General features: G+C 42.2%; 19 protein-coding genes and 2 tRNA genes. 6 read left to right on the top strand and 15 right to left on the bottom strand.

Annotated features, from left to right (window positions below; genetic code table 11):
- Positions 1-5: 5 nt before the first annotated feature.
- Complete coding sequence (locus ACE01U_RS03150) at positions 6-905, bottom strand: DMT family transporter (RefSeq protein WP_395578681.1); 900 nt, start codon at positions 903-905, stop codon at positions 6-8.
- A gap of 91 nt (positions 906-996) precedes the next feature.
- Between ACE01U_RS03150 and ACE01U_RS03145 the strand changes: the two genes are divergently transcribed.
- On the top strand, positions 997-1,545 hold the full coding sequence (locus ACE01U_RS03145; protein WP_110974194.1) for a helix-turn-helix domain-containing protein: 549 nt from the start codon (positions 997-999) through the stop codon (positions 1,543-1,545).
- A 71-nt stretch (positions 1,546-1,616) separates the two neighbouring features.
- Here ACE01U_RS03145 and hisA read toward each other — a convergent pair whose 3' ends face one another.
- The 6 genes from hisA to hisB all read right to left on the bottom strand — a co-directional run bounded on the left by hisA (position 1,617) and on the right by hisB (position 5,687).
- Complete coding sequence (hisA, locus tag ACE01U_RS03140; RefSeq protein ID WP_086209075.1) at positions 1,617-2,348, bottom strand: 1-(5-phosphoribosyl)-5-[(5-phosphoribosylamino)methylideneamino]imidazole-4-carboxamide isomerase; 732 nt, start codon at positions 2,346-2,348, stop codon at positions 1,617-1,619.
- Between the two features lie 79 nt (positions 2,349-2,427).
- On the bottom strand, positions 2,428-3,096 hold the full coding sequence (locus ACE01U_RS03135; RefSeq protein WP_395578680.1) for a 3'-5' exonuclease: 669 nt from the start codon (positions 3,094-3,096) through the stop codon (positions 2,428-2,430).
- A 112-nt stretch (positions 3,097-3,208) separates the two neighbouring features.
- Complete coding sequence (locus ACE01U_RS03130; RefSeq protein WP_086209073.1) at positions 3,209-3,721, bottom strand: DUF805 domain-containing protein; 513 nt, start codon at positions 3,719-3,721, stop codon at positions 3,209-3,211.
- Between the two features lie 157 nt (positions 3,722-3,878).
- Entirely contained in the window at positions 3,879-4,385 is a 507-nt protein-coding gene (locus ACE01U_RS03125) for a hypothetical protein (RefSeq protein ID WP_395578679.1), read from the bottom strand.
- A gap of 91 nt (positions 4,386-4,476) precedes the next feature.
- Positions 4,477-5,094 (bottom strand): imidazole glycerol phosphate synthase subunit HisH, encoded by a 618-nt coding sequence (gene hisH, locus ACE01U_RS03120; protein WP_151706964.1) that lies wholly within the window; start codon positions 5,092-5,094, stop codon positions 4,477-4,479.
- Positions 5,094-5,687 (bottom strand): imidazoleglycerol-phosphate dehydratase HisB, encoded by a 594-nt coding sequence (gene hisB / locus ACE01U_RS03115; protein WP_004691554.1) that lies wholly within the window; start codon positions 5,685-5,687, stop codon positions 5,094-5,096. Before hisB ends, hisH begins: the two co-directional genes overlap by 1 nt.
- Before the next feature lie 92 nt (positions 5,688-5,779).
- On the opposite strand from hisB, the gene ACE01U_RS03110 reads away from it, so the two are divergent.
- From ACE01U_RS03110 to ACE01U_RS03095, 4 genes are all read left to right on the top strand, one after another.
- Positions 5,780-6,157 carry a GNAT family N-acetyltransferase gene (locus ACE01U_RS03110; protein WP_086209070.1) on the top strand — a complete coding sequence of 126 codons (378 nt, stop codon included), beginning with the start codon at positions 5,780-5,782 and terminating at the stop codon, positions 6,155-6,157.
- 185 nt (positions 6,158-6,342) lie between these two features.
- A tRNA-Phe gene (locus ACE01U_RS03105) sits at positions 6,343-6,418 on the top strand.
- Between the two features lie 136 nt (positions 6,419-6,554).
- A tRNA-Phe gene (locus ACE01U_RS03100) sits at positions 6,555-6,630 on the top strand.
- Positions 6,631-6,772: 142 nt separating this feature from the next.
- Positions 6,773-7,525, top strand: coding sequence for a class I SAM-dependent methyltransferase (locus ACE01U_RS03095; RefSeq protein ID WP_395578678.1), 753 nt, complete (start codon positions 6,773-6,775; stop codon positions 7,523-7,525).
- 10 nt (positions 7,526-7,535) lie between these two features.
- Here ACE01U_RS03095 and ACE01U_RS03090 read toward each other — a convergent pair whose 3' ends face one another.
- From ACE01U_RS03090 to ompR, 4 genes are all read right to left on the bottom strand, one after another.
- The gene (locus ACE01U_RS03090) at positions 7,536-7,955 is read right to left on the bottom strand and encodes a GNAT family acetyltransferase (protein ID WP_086209068.1); all 420 of its coding nucleotides are present in this window, start codon (positions 7,953-7,955) and stop codon (positions 7,536-7,538) included.
- A 127-nt stretch (positions 7,956-8,082) separates the two neighbouring features.
- Positions 8,083-9,600 (bottom strand): succinyl-CoA:acetate CoA-transferase ScpC, encoded by a 1,518-nt coding sequence (gene scpC, locus ACE01U_RS03085; protein ID WP_086209067.1) that lies wholly within the window; start codon positions 9,598-9,600, stop codon positions 8,083-8,085.
- A gap of 205 nt (positions 9,601-9,805) precedes the next feature.
- Positions 9,806-11,266, bottom strand: coding sequence for an ATP-binding protein (locus ACE01U_RS03080; RefSeq protein WP_110974190.1), 1,461 nt, complete (start codon positions 11,264-11,266; stop codon positions 9,806-9,808).
- Positions 11,267-11,507: 241 nt separating this feature from the next.
- Positions 11,508-12,272: an osmolarity response regulator transcription factor OmpR gene (gene ompR, locus ACE01U_RS03075; protein WP_086209065.1), complete on the bottom strand. Its 765-nt coding sequence runs from the start codon at positions 12,270-12,272 to the stop codon at positions 11,508-11,510.
- A gap of 335 nt (positions 12,273-12,607) precedes the next feature.
- On the opposite strand from ompR, the gene ACE01U_RS03070 reads away from it, so the two are divergent.
- Positions 12,608-14,959, top strand: coding sequence for a Tex family protein (locus tag ACE01U_RS03070; RefSeq protein ID WP_151706967.1), 2,352 nt, complete (start codon positions 12,608-12,610; stop codon positions 14,957-14,959).
- A gap of 57 nt (positions 14,960-15,016) precedes the next feature.
- Here the strand turns inward: ACE01U_RS03070 and ACE01U_RS03065 are convergent, their stop codons facing one another.
- The 4 genes from ACE01U_RS03065 to ACE01U_RS03050 all read right to left on the bottom strand — a co-directional run bounded on the left by ACE01U_RS03065 (position 15,017) and on the right by ACE01U_RS03050 (position 18,341).
- Positions 15,017-15,334, bottom strand: coding sequence for a hypothetical protein (locus ACE01U_RS03065; protein ID WP_151706968.1), 318 nt, complete (start codon positions 15,332-15,334; stop codon positions 15,017-15,019).
- Between the two features lie 93 nt (positions 15,335-15,427).
- Positions 15,428-15,751, bottom strand: a complete 324-nt coding sequence (locus ACE01U_RS03060) for a hypothetical protein (protein ID WP_395578677.1) — start codon at positions 15,749-15,751, stop codon at positions 15,428-15,430.
- A 117-nt stretch (positions 15,752-15,868) separates the two neighbouring features.
- A complete protein-coding gene (locus ACE01U_RS03055) occupies positions 15,869-16,756 on the bottom strand; it encodes an SDR family NAD(P)-dependent oxidoreductase (RefSeq protein ID WP_086209061.1) in 888 nt (295 codons plus the stop codon).
- Positions 16,757-17,063: 307 nt separating this feature from the next.
- Complete coding sequence (locus tag ACE01U_RS03050; RefSeq protein ID WP_395578676.1) at positions 17,064-18,341, bottom strand: O-acetylhomoserine aminocarboxypropyltransferase/cysteine synthase family protein; 1,278 nt, start codon at positions 18,339-18,341, stop codon at positions 17,064-17,066.
- Positions 18,342-18,412 lie beyond the last annotated feature (71 nt).

Here is an 18,412-nt window from a genome sequence, read left to right as displayed (position 1 = left end):
TTAAATTAGTGCTGTTCAGCTTCTTTTTTTGATTTCAACAGTTTGGGTTTCCATTCACTCATCATAATGCCAAACACCACCAAGAGACCGCCCAACAAAGCCAGTGGTGCTAAACGTTCTCCTGCAAGGCGCCCAAATAGTGCTGCCCACACAGGCTCTCCTGCGTAAATAATCGCTGCTTGTGATGGGTTGATTGAGCGCTGTGCCCAATTCATGACATATTGAATCACAGCACTGGCAAGCCCCAATCCAAAAGCAATGCCTAATAATGGCCATGAAAAAGCAGGTAGTTGTTGCTCACCAGCCAGTGGCATGGATGCAAAAGCGAGCACAGAGGCAACCGCCAGTTGAATGACCGTCACCCGACCAATATCAACTTTTGGGGCAAAATAACCAATCAGAATAATTTCCATTGCTATAGCAATTGCACCGAGCAGGGTTAAGGTCTGGCCAAAATTCAATGAGATTGAGTTCAGACTATTGCCTGTGAGCAGGACTAAGCCTATAAACGCACAGAGTGCACCAATCCAAATCATAAAATGGGGCACTTTACGAAAGATCAACCACAATAGTAGGGGGACTAGGGGGACATACAGTGCCGTTAAAAAGGCAGATTCACTGCTACTGACTGTTTGTAGTCCGACCGTTTGTGTGCCATAGCCAATCGTGACCATACAGCCAATGAGTGCACCTGCCCACAGGTCCTGCCGGGTGATGTGTTTTAAATGTTGATAGGAAAATAAGCCAATAATGGTCGCGGCACAGGCGAAACGACAACCGACAAAGAACATGGGGGAGCTAAAATTTAAGGCATATTTCACGGCCAAGAAGGTGCCGCCCCAAATAAAAGTAATGAGAATCAGCGCAATCACAGGCGCTTTAGAACCGAGCTGAGTATTCAACATAAAAAGACTGGTGTGCAATATATTGCACATAGCTTGTCATGCTTTGTTTTTGTGTGCAATATATTGCTCAATATTTTTTTGATTTATCTGTATGAACTCTCCTGCGGTGCTACAACACGTCAGTCAAAATGTGCGTCATTATCGAAGTTTAAAAGGCCTGAGTCAGCAGCAACTCGCTGATTTAGCTGGGTTAAGCCGTCGTATGGTAGCTGGGGTTGAATCTGGGCAGGACAATATTAGTCTGGCAAAGCTCAGCTTGATAGCCGATGTGCTTGAGGTCGATTTTGTACAAATTATTGCTGCGCCTGAACAGCAAGGGCAAGCGGTGGTGAACGTTTTGGCTTGGCAGGGCACACAAGCACACAGTGAAGCAAAATTAATGGCTTCAGCGGCAGCGACACAAAAAGTAGAGCTATGGACATGGGTACTGGCACCGAATGAACACTATAGTGCTGAACCTGACCCAGAAGGCTGGCGTGAGATGCTCTATGTGATGGAGGGTGAACTAACTTTGGATTTGGCAGGCGACATGAAAGTCTTGGGTGTAGGAGAGTCGATCGTTTTTTCGAGTGCCATTGAATACCAATATATCAACCGTGGCAATGTATCGTTAAAGTTTATTCGTAATGCAATTTATTAAGAAGCAGATCTTCAAACTGATATTTAATGCATAAAAAAGAGGTCAATAGACCTCTTTTTTAAATTCTACAGTTAGAGCGATTGTTCATCTAATAGCAATTGTGCTTCACGTAGGTTTAAACTGCCTTCGTAAATCGCACGACCAGTAATTGCACCTAAAATACCAGGTTGACCTTTGAGGTTACGTACGTCATCAAGGTTGGTCACACCACCTGATGCAATCACAGGTAGGCCAGAGTATTGTGCCAGTTGAACAGTTTGTTCAACATTGACCCCTTGCATCATGCCGTCACGTGCAATGTCGGTATAGACAATGCTTGATACGCCTGCATCGGCAAAACGTTTGGCCAAATCAGTTGCCTTCACATCGGTCACATTGGCCCAACCATCGGTGGCCACCATGCCATTCATGGCATCAATCCCGACAATGATATGACCTGCAAATTTCTTACAAGCTTCTTCAACAAACTCAGGTTCTTGAACTGCTTTGGTGCCAATAATGACAAAAGATACACCCGCTTCTAGGTAGTGTTCGATGGTTTCTAGTGAGCGAATACCGCCGCCGATTTGAATGGGCAGTTCAGGTTGTGCGCGAGCAATCGCTTCAACCACAGGTTTATGAATTGGCGTACCCGCGAAAGCACCATTTAAATCGACCAAATGTAAGCGACGCGCGCCTTCATTTACCCAGTGCTGTGCAGTTGCAACAGGATCATCAGAGAAAACCGTATCGTCTTCCATACGACCTTGTTTTAAACGAACACATTTGCCATCTTTCAGGTCAATTGCAGGGATGATCAGCATGCTTTCGCTCCTAGCCAAATCTTAAATAAAATCAATGTCAGTCATCTTAGCAAAGTATTGGCAATTTTCTAAGCACCTGTTACAGCTTTTCATGACGAGGAGGTTTTATGATATTTTCCAGTTTTTGCAAAATCTCTTTCGGTAGTTGTTCCAAATGCCGCAATTCTTCAAAAACCAACAACGCGGCATAGGCATCGGCAGCAGCATAGTTAATTTGTTCAGGCGTAAGGACTTTCCTTGCCCAATTTGACGTGCTGACTTTTTTGCTTTTCGGGAAGTTGAGTTGAAACAGCAGGGCGATGGCATTTTTAATGCCAACAGGGTTGCTCAACCCAAAGCTTGCAAAGCATTTTGACAGCTCAACGATACCATTTAACTCAAAGCCTTTTTTACGGAACAGATGAGCATCATTTTTTAAACCAAAACCCACTTTGAGCTGGTCTGGATTCGCCAAAAATGGCGCAAGGAAGCTCCAAATGGGAGGGCTCATTTGAAACAAATAAGCATGCTCGACGCTGGCCAGTTGAATGAGATGTGGCCCAGTGGAGACTTCTCCCACTTGAAAGGTCGGTTTGGACTCGCTGTCAAAACCGAAGATGGCAATCTGTTCTAGTTCAGCGCGAATGGCTTCACACTGTTCTACGTTCTGAATGACATGAATCGCTTGCATTGGCAAATTTTGAAAACGAGGCAAAATTCGAATGTGTTCTTTGTTGGGGATAGGGAGACTGGGTAGGGAATTATTCATGTTATATCTGAGCCATGCTTTTATCTCAGACTAGTGGTTTTTGATTTTAAAGGCAAAATAAAACCTGCAAGAAGCAGGTTTTAAGTACAATCCAAGATAACAGAATGCATTTTTATTGCTGTTGCATTTCGATCTGTGATTGATTGGCACGCAGTATATAGCTTTGATAAGAAGGCAAAGCAATTGCTGCTAAAATACCAACGACAAATAGCAGGATATAAATCCACGCTAGAATTGTTTCCCAACCTGCGGTTGGGCGTGGCGAACCATAGCTATTGCTACGATCATCACCTGGTGCAAAAATCAGGTAAAGCATTAAGATCACGTTAGCAAGAGGTACCAGCATTAACAGCGATAACCAGCCCGTATGGTTGCGGTCATGTAGGCGACGAATGGTAAATACGAAGGTGAAATAGAAAATTGCTATATAAATCACAGCAAGAAAAATCATGCCACCACCAAAGTTGCCTGTTTCCATGTTGATGAAAGTCGTTGGAAAAATCACGGCAAAAATACCAATGATAATCACAGCGACGATGGCAAGGAGGCAGTTCCATGCGAGATATGAAAAACGTCCGAAGCGACCTGCGGCGTTCAGCGCAGATTCTTGTACATATTGAGTCATAGTGACTTACCTTATCGTTGTAAATTAAATTTTTTATAAATAAAAATGTCTAAAAAGCAGGCAAATCATAATCAAATTTGGTGACAATGGAAAGGCATTGTAATTATTTGGTGTGTAGTAGTGTGCTGTAAAACAAAAACTTTCTATCAATATTAAATTAGTACCCGATTACTAGAATTCCTTTTAATGGAAGAATAATACGCTGTGACGTGTAAAGCGTATCTAAAAATTGATATACCTTTTGAAAATCATCTGATTGGCGGTAAGTATTTCGCACAGCTAAAACTAGATAGTCGATATTAACCATCATACTGGCTTGAAATACATCTTTTAAAAACTGGTTATTGGCGACTGCGCGTCCAGCTTCGACTTCAATAACGATTTTTTGCTCGAAATGAATGGCATCGACTAAGAAACTTTTAGAAGCTTGGTTGTTATAACCGAATAGGACTGGAACAAGGATTTTATCTTCGGAAGATTTACTTTTTTCAACTTTGAACCCGATTTTTTCAAGCCCAGTTGCAATAGTAAGAAGAACTTCATTGCTGGAAAGTTGATGTGTTTGTGAACTTATACCAGTAATGTGCTGCTTGAAGACTTCAGTAACCTCTAAAAGTTTTGGTGGTGTGGGGCAAGAGCGAGGAAAGAATTGGAATTGGAGCATTTTGTATATTTCTAAACTGTTATTTGTAGATAATAAGAGAAAAGCTCAACCGAAGTTGAGCTTTTTAAAATCAAACAGAGGCTGGAATGAATTAAATTTTCCATTCCACAAAGTTTTTTAGCAGTTGCAAACCTGCGGTATGACTTTTTTCAGGGTGGAACTGTGTTGCAAATAAATTTTCTTGATGAATCGCGGTACAGAACTCTAAACCATAGTCACAAGTTGCAGCCACAATGTCGCTATTCTTCGGTTCAACATAGAAGCTGTGAACAAAGTAAAAACGTGCATCTTGTTCAATGTCTTTCCACATTGGGTGGCTTGGGTCAGCTTGATGAACTTGGTTCCAGCCCATGTGTGGCACTTTTAAGCCATCTACATCTGGAAAACGTCTTACTGTTCCTTCAAAAATACCGAGAGCATCGACACCGCCGTTTTCTTCAGAGCGTTGCATCAGCGCTTGCATGCCGACACAGATCGCCAAGACTGGCTTATTAAATGCCGCATGACGAACGACTTCATCAATCCCTGCTTCATGCATGCCTTGCATACAGTCACGCATGGCGCCTACGCCAGGGAAGACAATTTTATCGGCCTGAGCAATCAGTTTAGGATCATTGGTCACATCGACTGTTGCACCGACATGTTCAAGCGCTTTTGCTGCTGAGTGTAGGTTACCCATACCATAGTCAAGAAGGGCAATACGGGTCATTACAAGCTACCTTTGGTTGAAGCAATGGTGTTGGTTGCACGTGGGTCAATTTCACATGCCATACGAAGCGCACGGGCAAAAGCCTTGAACACACTTTCAATTTGGTGGTGGCTATTTTTCCCTTTGAGATTATCAATGTGCACTGTCATTAAAGCATGGTTCACAAAGCCTTGGAAAAACTCAGAGAATAAATCCACATCAAAACGACCAATCATGGCGCGGGTAAATGGAATATCCATAAACAAACCCGGACGGCCCGATAAGTCCACCACAGCACGGCTCAAGGATTCATCCAACGGTGCATAAAAATGACCATAACGGCGTAAACCTTTTTTGTCACCTAAAGCTTTGGCAAAAGCCTGTCCAAGCGTGATACCACAGTCTTCAACCGTGTGGTGATCATCAATTTCCAAGTCGCCATCACATTCAATATCAATATCAAATAAGCCATGTCGCTTGATTTGATCAATCATATGATCTAAAAAGGGAATACCTGTGTTGAGCGTGCCTTGACCCGTACCATCGAGGTTTACACGAACTCGAATTTTGGTTTCGTTGGTATTTCTTACCACTTCACTGATACGTTCTGTCATAGACACGTTCCTCAAAGACGTCAAATAATTGATGTAAAATGTTTCGCCGTAACGAAGTCACCGCATATTAGATTGCTCAGGAGGGTTTATCAATGCCTATTACCGTACACGCTTATACTTCACTAGAAAAAGAAGAGTTGCGCAGCCAGCTAGAGCGACTGTACGACACCAGTCCTGAATTTGGCGATGGGCATGATGCCGTAGAACAACTTGAGCAGAATCTGGCTCAGTATACCTTACTTTATACCGCAGAATTTAATACTAAAGTCATTGGTGCACTTTGGTGTAGCGGGCAGGGTGAAAATAAAACGCTTGAATATATCGTGGTACATCCAGCAAATCGTGGGCGAGGGGTTGCGGAGCGACTGGTTGAAGAAACGTGTCGCATGGAAGAAAGTAAAGGTGTGAAAGTGTTTGAGCCAGGCTGTGGCGCGATTCATCGTTGCTTAGAGCACATTGGCAAAATTTAAGTTTTTTGAGGTCGTTTTAAGCTGCTTTTCTTCATGGAAAGTGATTGAGCCTTAGTTTAAGTACACAGGGTGAATCAAAAAATGTGCAAAGGGTGTTGAATATTGCTGTAAAAGTAAGCATTCAAAAGATTTTTGTGAAAACACACTTGACGCTACACGGCTTAAACTGTTTAATACGCGACATCGGCGTGATAGCTCAGTAGGTAGAGCAACGGATTGAAAATCCGTGTGTCCCCAGTTCGATCCTGGGTCTCGCCACCATATTTTAAATCTAATTTAAAGATTTCAATCCCTGATCCCATCAGGGATTTTTTTTGCCTGAAATTTATTCGATCAAATAAAAAAGTGATGATTTTTATTGACTATTCATCCGAGATACGGCTTAATACACGGCATCGGCGTGATAGCTCAGTAGGTAGAGCAACGGATTGAAAATCCGTGTGTCCCCAGTTCGATCCTGGGTCTCGCCACCATATTCAAAAAAGCCTCAAACATTGTTTGGGGCTTTTTTTCGTTTGAATAAAAATTTCATCTGATTGGATGTTGGACAAAATTATGCTTTTCGTGCTGGAGGGTGTGTTAATTTCGAATCAAAAATAAGATTGAGGGTGGCTTATGAAAGATTTATTTTCATCAGGAAGTTCGCTTTATCAATTGGCACGTCCGAGTTATCCAGCGAGTTTGATTCAAGAGATACTCAAGTATGTAGTTACTCCGCAATTTGCATGGGATTGTGGTGCGGGGTCGGGACAGCTGACTCAACTGTTGGCACCTTATTTTGATGCCGTGGTGGCGACAGATATCAGTACCCAGCAGTTACAGCATGCGCCATATTTTGAAAATGTCAGTTATCAAGTTCAGTCCGCAGAGCACACCAGCTTTGCTGAGCAGAGTTTTGATTTAATTACAGTGGCACAAGCGATTCATTGGTTTAACTTTGATCGGTTTTATGCAGAGGTGAATCGCACATTAAAATCAGATGGAGTTCTCGCTGTCATCGGCTATGGCCTTATTCAACTGCAACATCCTGAGCTACAAGCTTGTATCGAAAGGCTCTATTTTAGAACATTGAAAGGCTATTGGGATGCTGAGCGATGTTATATCGACGAGGCCTATCAAACGATTCCCTTTCCCTATGAAGAAATTCCCATGCCTGAATTGTCGATGTCGTTTCAGTGGTCTGCTGACCAATTGTTGGATTACTTCAATACTTGGTCTGCGTTGAAGCATTATCGAGTGAAAAATGCCGATGACCCTTTATACGAGTTAAAAGTATTTTTTGCGCTTGATGATCATGTGAGCCAAATCTTTGACCTTACATTTCCAATTTTTGTAAGATTGGGACGTCTAGCGGTATCGGTGCATTAAATGTCTATGCTTAATCGGTAATCAAGCGTTTCCCAAAACAGACCACATCAATTTCTTCATAGCCCAGTTGTTCATAGAAGCTCTGCACGTCGATATTTTCTTTACGTACAAGCAACTGTAGTTTGGGGCAGCCCAAAGCAATCAGGCGCTTCTCTAGCTGCTGTATGAGTGCGGTTGCGACCCCATTGCGTTGAAAGTGTGGATGTACCGCCAAATAATTAATCCAACCACGGTGACCGTCATAACCCCCCATCAAGGTTGCGATCAGTTGCTCATCTTTGACAGCCAATAAAAACAGACCATCTTTTTGTGCAGTCTTTCTAAAAATATCAATTTCAGGGTTGTTCCACGGGCGAGTGAGGTCACACACCTCCCAGAGGGCAATGACGTCTTCTAAATCGGTTTCGAAATAGGGGCGAATAATGAACATGAGCTTGGCATTTTTATTTTTTGGATGCCTTTAGATTAATTGAGTTTTTTTATTTTGATAAGTGTTTTATTACACTTTTCATCAGATATAAAAAAACGCCCAACTGGGCGTTTTTTAAAGCTTTGAATTAAGCCGATTTTGCTTCTGCTTGTACAGGAAGCATGTGACCTGTTTCTTCAAAGTTAGAATGCCAAGACAATGCTTCACGAAGGATATGAGGAGTATGACCGCCTTTCTCACATGAACGTGTGAAGTAGTCATTTAATGCATCACGGTAAAGTGGGTGAGCACAGTTGTCGATAATCGCACGTGCACGCTCACGTGGTGCTAAACCACGAAGGTCAGCCAAACCTTGTTCAGTGACTAGGATGTCAACGTCATGTTCAGCATGGTCTACGTGAGAGGCGAATGGAACGATTGATGAAATATCACCGCCTTTTGCAATTGATTTGGTCACGAAAATTGCCAAGTGTGCATTACGGGCGAAGTCACCTGAACCACCAATACCATTCATCATTTTCGTACCGCAAACGTGAGTTGAGTTTACGTTACCGTAAATGTCGAACTCAAGTGCAGTATTGATGCCGATAATGCCAAGACGACGAACCAATTCAGGGTGGTTTGAAATCTCTTGTGGGCGCAGTACTAACTTATCTTTGTATGCTTCAAGGTTATTAAATACTTTCTCGCCATATTTAGCAGAAAGGGTAATTGAAGAACCTGATGCAAATTTCATTTTACCCGCATCAATCAATTCAAAAGTACAGTCTTGGAGTACTTCTGAGTACATGACCAAGTCTTCGAAGTTTGAATCTTTAAGGCCTGTAAGTACAGCATTGGCAATTGAGCCAATCCCTGCTTGTAATGGGCCTAAGTTTTTAGGTAAGCGATTTTCAGCTACTTCTTTTTCAAAGAAAGCAATGAGGTGATCTGCAATACCTTGAGTTTCATCATCTGGTGCCGTTACGGTAGATGGAGAGTCGTGTAAGTCGTTGTTGATGACGATACCGACAATTTTTGCAGGGTCGATATTGATTGCATGTGTACCAATACGCTCATCGACTTGAGTTAGTGGAATCGGTTGGCGTGTTGGACGGTAAGTTGGAATATAAATATCGTGTAAGCCTTCAAAAGCAGGGCTTAAGTTGGTGTTGATTTCAACAATGACTTTTTCAGCAAAAATGGCGAAGCTTGCAGAGTTGCCGACAGACGTTGTAGGAATGATGCCACCATCTTCAGTAATTGCGACTGCTTCAATCACAGCAATATCAGGTTTTTTCAACTGAAGGTTACGCATTTGTTCAACAGTTTCAGACAAGTGTTGGTCAATGAACATCACTTCGCCTTTGTTGATTGCTTTACGTAAAGTGTTGTCTACTTGGAACGGTAAACGACGTGCCAATACACCTGCTTCAGTCAATTGCTTGTCTAGGTCATTGCCTAAAGAAGCGCCTGTAATTAGTGTGATTTTTAAAGGATTTGTGTGTGCACGTTTAACCAATGCCAAAGGTACAGCTTTTGCTTCGCCTGCACGAGTGAAGCCACTCATCCCTACAGTCATGCCATCTTCAATAAAAGCAGACGCTTCTTCTGCACTGATGACTTTATCGTGAAGTGAAGCTAAACGGATACGATCTAAAGACATGGTTTACTCTCGTTAATATTCTGGATCTGGCACCGATTGTACCGATCAAGAACGACATTGTGCATACCTGTTAGGCTAAGGTCTAATTTTTTGAAAAAATGTGGGTATAAGCTTTTCTGATGATTTGTAAGTATTTGAAATATATTTGGTAAAATTAAATTGTTGAATAGTTAAACAAAATCATTTGCTCAACTATTGTTCAATATTAAAAATGCTCTACTAGTGTTTGCTTGAGTTTTTCGAGCGGATTGTTGTTTGAAATTTCAACATCTTGCTGAGTATTTAAGGGGAGAGAAATAATTGCTTCGAGTCCACCTTGTGCACGATTATGAATAATCAATTCGCCTTGATGAATATCCACAATTCGCTTCACAATCGCGAGACCTAAGCCACTACCTTGTACGGTTCGGGCTTCATTACCACGGACAAAAGGTTGCATGAGTTCTTCAATTTGGTCTTCTGGGATCCCTTCGCCATGATCCGCTACGCTAATTAAAATGTGTTCATTTTCAAGTGTTGCGGAGAGTTCAATAGGTTCAGCACCATAACGTTTTGAATTATTGATGAGATTACCGATTAGGCGTTTGAGAGATAAACTGCGTGCTTGAATAATGGGAAGTTCTGTTGCGTCAAAACGAATATCTAGAGGTTTGAACTGCACCACCAATTCTTGTAACAACATATTTAAATCGGTGTCTTGGATTTCCTCATCTGAACCGTCGCGCATATAGGAAATGAACTGATTTAAGATCGCATCCATGTCCTCGACATCATAAATCAGACCTTCTTTTAAAAAATCATCATCAGGCATCATTTCTGCACTGAGTCGGATACGGGTCAATGGTGTACGTAAGTCGTGGGAAATCCCTGCCAACATAATTCGACGGTCACGTTCAGTTTGATCTAAGGTATAGATCATGTGGTTAAAAGCCTGATTGACCTCACGGATTTCTTGTGGCCCATGGTTGGTCTCGAGATAAGGGGCTTTTCCTGTCTTACTGTAATTATTGGCAGCATTTTGCAGTCGACGTAGCGGGCGGTTAAGTTGGCGAACAAGGGTTAAAATAATGGCCGCTGCAATCAGGGGAACACCAAGTAACCAGCCAAAAATCAGCTCTGGACTATAGTTGGCATAGGTTTTGAGTGGTTCACGTACCCAGTTACCATTCATTTCTGGGGTTTGAATCCAAATACGTGGACTCGGTTTAAATTGAAAATAAACTGTAGCATGTTCTACATTCAGCTCTTTGGCGAGCTTGGCTTCAATTTGGTTGGTAAAGAATTCAGCAATGACCTTGTCTTTGACATTTGGATATTCTTTGGGGTTGGTAACGTATTCAATGCCCACCCGACTTCTTAGCCAGTCATCGACATCAACTTCCGCATCTTTATGATAAATACGCAAATCAGGGTTGTTGAGTATTTCTAATTCAACCGCAAGATAGCGGGCGTGTTGTTGAATTTCAGGTAGATATAAAGTTCGCCAGAAGAACCATAAGGACATAAATAAACTAAAGAACACCACAAACAACACCAGCACAGTGGTGCGCATGGCAGCAGAGCGTGGCTTAATTTTGTCGAGAAACCGTTCCCAACGCGTGCGCTTTCTCTCTGAGTAAGCTTCGTAATCTGTAAATTTTTGAGGGTCGATGGGTTCGAGTTTCACGCCAGCTTCCTGTGGACTATTTTTTATCAATATTACTGAAATATACACGGTGGAGTCTTACCGTATTTATCAGTAATAGAAGGAGCTCATTCTGTTACTTTTTAAAAAGTAACCAAAACTTTTGCCATTCGCTGAACTCGCAATTAAAGTTGACAAGCCTTGAAAGTAAAATTGGCTCAAACAGCAGCGAATGGCTTTTAGGGACAATAAGTTCGGTGAACGTTTACATTATTGGAGCTTATTATTCCGCGCCATCTGGAACAAAGACATAACCCACACCCCAAACGGTTTGGATATAACGCGCACGAGCAGGGTTTTCTTCTACTAGACGACGTAGGCGAGATACTTGAACATCAATCGAACGTTCCATTGCACCCCATTCACGGCCACGCGCAAGGTTCATCAATTTGTCGCGAGTCAAAGGCTCACGTGGGTGTTGTACCAAGGCTTTCAGTACCGCAAACTCACCTGTAGTTAAAGTCACGACTTGACCTTCACGCGTTAGGGTACGTGTTGATAAATCAAGTGACCATGGACCAAAGCTGACCACTTCCATTTGTTGGCTTGGTGCGCCTGGAACTTCACGGACTTGGCGGCGTAATACGGCGCGAATACGTGCTAATAACTCATTTGGATTAAATGGTTTCGGTAAGTAGTCATCTGCACCTGCTTCTAGACCTGCAATACGGTCTGAATCACTGCCACGTGCGGTCAGCATGATGATAGGTGTGTCAATATTGGATTGGCGTAGACGACGACAGATACTTAAGCCATCTTCTACAGGGAGCATGAAGTCGAGCACAATCAGTGAAAACAGTTCGCGCTGTAAGAGACGATCCATTTGGGTCGCGTCATGCGCTGTTTTTACCACAAAGCCTTTATCTTCTAAAAAGCGTTGGAGTAGCGTACGTAAACGTACATCGTCATCTACCACTAAAATGCGTTCAACGCGATCGGCGTCGTTATGTACGGCATCTGTTTTTTCAGCAGGTACAACTAAACTCATTGAAGTGCTCCTTTATTCTTTATTGTCATCGTAAACAAAAGTCGGGGTAGTCTTGAGTATACGACTCATTTGTATGTCTTTACTATGCTCTAAAGCAACAAATATTGCAGGTAAAATCAAGACATAGATACCAAATGTATACATCTTAGCCCATAGAAAAACATGGCAAAGAATGACTAAAAATAAGATTTAACACTGAAAATAATATGGATTTATGAAATTTGCCCGAAATATGTCACATTTAAGCGGTGAAATTCATAAAACAGTTGTGGATTTTATAGTCTTGGTCTTTATAATCATGGCTTTTAGTACATATCCTTGTGGGATCACATACGATGACTGACTTAGTTCAGCAGTTGGCAAAAGAAATTGCCGTACGTCCAAATCAAATCGAGGCTGCCATCAAGTTGATTGATGAAGGTGCTAGCGTTCCATTTATTGCGCGTTACCGTAAAGAAGTCACGCAAGGCTTGGACGATGCGCAGTTACGTCAGCTCGATACACGTTTGGCTTATTTGCGTGATTTATTTGAACGTCGCGAAAAGGTAATCGAATCATTAAAAGAACAAGATAAATTGTCTGATGATTTGTTGGCACGTGTAAATGCTGCTGAAACTAAAAATGCCTTAGAAGAAATTTACGCACCGTACCGTCCAAAACGGACCAGTAAATCATTTAAAGCTAAAGAAGCAGGCTTGGGCCCGATTGCAGAAAAAATCTTTGCAGAAGCGGTTGATCCTGCTGAAGCATTGGCAGGCTTTAGCCATGAAGATTATCCAGATCTAGAAAGTCAGTTGGATGCGATTCAACATATTTTAATTGATGACTGGGCGCAGAATATTGCACTGACAACTGAACTTAAAGCAATGTTTGCAAAAACAGCCACTTTAAAAAGTTTAGTGGCAAGTGATGAGAAGAAAGAAGTTGGCAAAAAATTCCGCGATTACTTCGATTTTTCTGAAAATTTAAACAAAGTCCCATCACACCGTTTATTGGCGATGTTACGTGGTCGTCAAGAAAACGTTTTAGGTTTAAAAGTTGATGGCGAAGATGATGCAGCATTGGCGCGTATTGAAACAGAATATAGCCTTGAAACTGCACAGCCACAAGCGCGTCAAGATTACTTAAAGCAAACGGCAAAATTGTTCTGGTTAGGCAAGGTTCGTCCAAGCATCGAACACTCGTTGCTCACTGAAAAACGTCTCGCAGCTGAATCTGAAGCAATGGATGTTTTCGCTGAAAATTTACGTCATTTATTGTTGTCTGCACCTGCGGGTGCACGTACAACCTTAGGTGTAGACCCTGGCATCCGTACAGGGGTGAAATTGGCTGTGGTGAATGCATCAGGTGATGTACTTGCACATAGCACGGTTTATCCATTTGCACCTAAAGAAGATAAAGCAGGTTCAATTGCAGAACTGGCGCGTTTATGTCGCGAGTTCAATGTTGACCTGATTGCCATTGGCAATGGTACAGCAAGCCGTGAAACAGAAAGCGTTGTGGCTGAAATGATGGCTGCAAACAGTGATTTAAAACTGACCCGTGTTTCAGTATCAGAAGCGGGTGCATCAGTTTATTCAGCATCTGAATTGGCATCTGCGGAGCTACCAGAGCTAGATGTGTCGATTCGTGGTGCTGTGTCGATTGCACGTCGTTTACAAGATCCATTGGCTGAGCTGGTAAAGATTGATCCAAAGTCGATTGGTGTAGGTCAGTACCAACATGATGTGAACCAAACTGGTTTGGCAAAAACGCTTGAAGCGGTGGTTGAAGACTGTGTGAACTCGGTGGGGGTGGATGTTAATACTGCATCATCTGCTATTTTGGGTTATATCGCAGGTTTGAATAAGTCGATTGCACAGCAAATTGTCGATTTCCGCAAAGAAAATGGTCGTTTTGACAACCGCCAAGATTTGAAGAAAGTGCCACGTTTAGGCGAGCGTACTTTTGAACAAGCGGCAGGTTTCTTACGTATTCAAGATGGTTCAGAGCCATTGGATGCTTCTGCAGTTCACCCAGAGTCTTATGCATTGGTTGCTAAAATTGTTGAAGCGAAAGCGACAACAGTAAAAGACATCATTGGTAACTCTGAAATTATTCGCCAAGTGAATGCAGAAGAATTTACAGATGAGAAATTTGGTCTACCAACCATTCAAGATGTGTTGTCTGAACTAGAAAAACCAGGTCGGGATCCGCGTCCAGAGTTCCGTACCGCAAAATTCCGTGAAGATATTACGGAAGTAGCGCAGCTAGCAGAAGGCATGCAGCTTGAAGGTGTTGTGACCAATGTGACGAACTTCGGTGCTTTTGTGGATGTGGGTGTACACCAAGACGGTTTGGTCCATATTTCAGAATTGGCGAATGAATTTGTTGCAGATCCGCATAAAGTGGCGAAACCAGGTCAAATTGTGCAAGTGCGTGTACTCAGTGTAGATGCGGAGCGTAATCGTGTGAATTTGTCGATGCGCCCTGAAGGTGCTGATGCGCCTAAAGCTGTACGTCAACCACGCCGTGAAAATGCAGAGCGTAGTGAACGTAAACCACAAGGTAAACGTCCACAACAAGCACGTCCGCAAGGCGAGCGCACTCAAACAAACAAGAAGCCACAAGCGACTAAACCTCAAGAAAATAAAATTGGTGGTTTAGGTGCATTGTTGCTTCAAGCGGGGATTAAAGGTTCTAAATAATCTTTTAATGTTTAAATAAAAAAACCTCCCAAGTGGGAGGTTTTTTTATGGTTTCTTTTATCCGTTGATGATTGGCACGATCCAACTGGTGATGATTAGCATAATGCCAAAATGCCCTAGCTTTCGACATACTTTGACAAAAGTCGGTGCAGGTTGTTCTAGTCTCGTCGCATAATCTTTCAGGCTCATAGCTTGCGTGCTACGACTATGCCAAAGGAAAACAGCAAGGTCGATACAGATCAGAATCGTGCCGATATTGGCCACGACATCCATCATCACATAATCTTGTAAATACAGGCTGCTGCCTACGCGGTAGCTGAGGTAAATCGCAAAGGCGATACATACGTATTGCAGGACGAAAGAAAAATTGCGCATAGACTCACAAAACAAAAAATGACGGCTGTTTATAACACAAAATGTGAGATTGCATCGTCATCTTTATTTTTGTCTATAAAAAATAGTGGGTCTCTAGTTTATTACACTTTGAGCAAGTAGCCCTGAAAGCGTCGATATCAGCCCTATTTTTAATAAAATATTGCTATATAAACGAGACGGTGGGGGAGTTTTTACTGGTGTAGAGTCTGTGTGATTTTTATTGTTTAAATGAGAGCTTGAGCATTGGGCAGCGAGTCGGCTACTGAAAGCAAATTCGATCAAAATCATCATTAGCCCACCATAAACCATAACTTGCCAAATTGAATGATCAGGAAGGCGAAGTTCTATATATAGATTAAAAGCCATAAGTGAGGCAAAAATGAAACAAAAGAGTTTGAAAATATAAAGTGCCTGCATTTTTATCTCCTTTTCTTCTTATTTTTATATTGGATTTTATTTCTTAACGATCTGTTAAAACTTGCAAAATGTGCAAACCCAGCCTTTCAATGAAAAGCTGGGTCATGATCAGGAAGCTTACCAGTGTTCACCTGGGAATAAGCGTGCATACGCTTTTTGTACCCAGTTGAGTTTTTGTGGCTCACCTACCGATGCGCTAGAGCTTGGGAATAAGTTATAGCCAATCGACATGAGTTTGTTGTTGATATCTGGTGCAATTGAATAAGTGATAGATGCCAAACGACCGAGGTTGGTTGCGACTTTCTTCGGACGCTTCACAATCGCGTACGCGACTAAATCTGCTGCTTGTTCAGGTGAAAGCGTGGGTACGTACTTATAAATTTTTGTTGGTGCAATCATCGGTGTGCGGACTAAAGGCATATACACTGACGTAATCGCAATTTTATGTGAATGTACTTCGGCTGAGAGACAACGGCTGAACGCATCTAAAGCAGCTTTAGATGCTACATACGCTGAGAAACGGGTAGCATTTGCCAATACACCAATTGAGCTAATGTTAATAATATGACCATCACGACGAATCATCATTTGTGGCAAGATGTTCATCACTAAACGCACGGCACCAAAGTAGTTGAGCTGCATGGTGCGTTCAAAATCATGAAAGCGCTCTGTTGACTCATGTACCGCGCGGCGAATTGAGCGTCCTGCGTTGTTAATCAAAATATCAATATGATCTACTGAAGCTAAAATTTGTTTAGAAACTTCATCAATGGAATCTAAATCATTTAAGTCACAAGGGAAAACCGTAGCTGAACCACCTTTGGCTTCGATATCTGCTTTGACTTCTTCTAAGGTTTCTTTGGTGCGTGAAACTAATAGTACATGTGCGCCTGCATCAGCCAGTTTATGTGCAACTGTTAAACCAATACCACTTGAAGCACCTGTAATTAAGACGGTTTTTCCGTTTACACGTTCTTTAAAAAGTCTATCAATTCTTGAATTCACTTTATCTTTCCTGATCTAAATAGAATATTTGAGGGTTATGGCTGTTTTTGTATTCGATTATTTATGCTGGATTTTTGGACCAATGCAGCTGCTTTCCTTAACAATATGATACCTAAACTGCTTCAAAATATCACGGCATAAGTTATTGAATTAATAAATAATTTTAGAGTAAAAACTCTATTTTGCTTATTCTAATAATTAACTTTTATCACGAATCAAAATGAAATTAAAGGGCTATAAATATAAAAGACAGCTGTATAAAAAACCTCAATCATGTGATTGAGGCTTTTATTTTATAGGATGCATTTCAGACTTGGGCTAAGGCTTGCTCTAAATCTGCAATTAAATCATCAATATGTTCAATCCCTATGGATAGGCGCACCATATCGGTACTCACGCCTGCTGATAGCAGTTCCGCTTCATTCAACTGACGATGCGTGGTCGTTGCAGGGTGGCACGCTAAACTTTTGGCATCGCCAATATTAACTAAGCGTGTAAACAGTTGTAGGGCATCAATAAAACGAGTCCCACCTTCAAGGCCATCTTGTACCCCAAAAGATAAAATTGCGGACGGCTGCCCTTTGACATATTTTTGTGCCAAACCATGCTGAGGGTGATCTTTCAATCCAGCATAGTTAACCCATTTTACTTTGGGATGGGCTTGTAAATGTTCTGCGACTTTCTGCGCATTGAAGATGTGACGTTCCATACGCAAGTTGAGTGTTTCTAAGCCTTGCAGAATCAGGAACACACTGAGTGGGCTAATCGCAGCGCCAGTATTGCGCAATGGAACGACACGAGCGCGAGCAATATAGGCTGCTTCGCCCAAAGCTTCAACATAGTTCACGCCGTGATAACTTGGGTCGGGTGTATTCAGCACTTTAAAGCGCTCAGGATATTTGCCCCAAGGAAACTTGCCACTATCAACAATCGCACCGCCAATCGAATTGCCATGTCCACCAATATATTTAGTGAGCGAGTGAATCACGATGTCAGCACCATATTCAAACGGTTTAAGCAAAGCAGGGGTTGCAACCGTATTATCGACCACTACAGGTACTCCATATTCGTGGGCGATTTTGGCAATTGCTTCTAGGTCGATAATATTGCCCAGTGGATTACCAATGGATTCAACAAACACCAACTTGGTTTTTTCATCAATTAAACCACGTAGGGCTTCCGGATCTTGATAATCAAAGAAGCGTACCTCAATGCCTTGTTTCGGCAGAGTGTGGGCAAACAGGTTATAAGTGCCACCGTACAAGGTCGATACTGAAGCAATGTTGTCACCTGCTTCAGCAATGGTTTGAATAGCATAAGTAATGGCAGCCATGCCCGAAGCCAAAGCCAAAGCTCCAATACCTCCCTCGAGTGCAGCTAAACGCTGTTCGAGCACCGCAGTGGTTGGATTCATAATACGGGTATAAATATTGCCTTGGACTTTCAGGTCAAATAGGTCAGCGCCGTGTTGCGTATTATCAAAGGCATACGAGGTCGTTTGGTAAATCGGCACAGCCACAGCTTTAGTGGTGGCCTCAGGGCTATAACCAGCATGGATAGCCAAAGTTTCGTCTTTATAGGTCATGTGACTTCATCTGCGTGAGTTAAATATTACACAGTCTACCATTAATGAATATAAGTGAAATTGCAAAAAAA

The sequence above is a fragment of the Acinetobacter halobius genome (assembly GCF_044130335.1).
GTDB lineage: Bacteria > Pseudomonadota > Gammaproteobacteria > Pseudomonadales > Moraxellaceae > Acinetobacter.
This window is presented reverse-complemented; position numbering and strand designations above follow the sequence as displayed.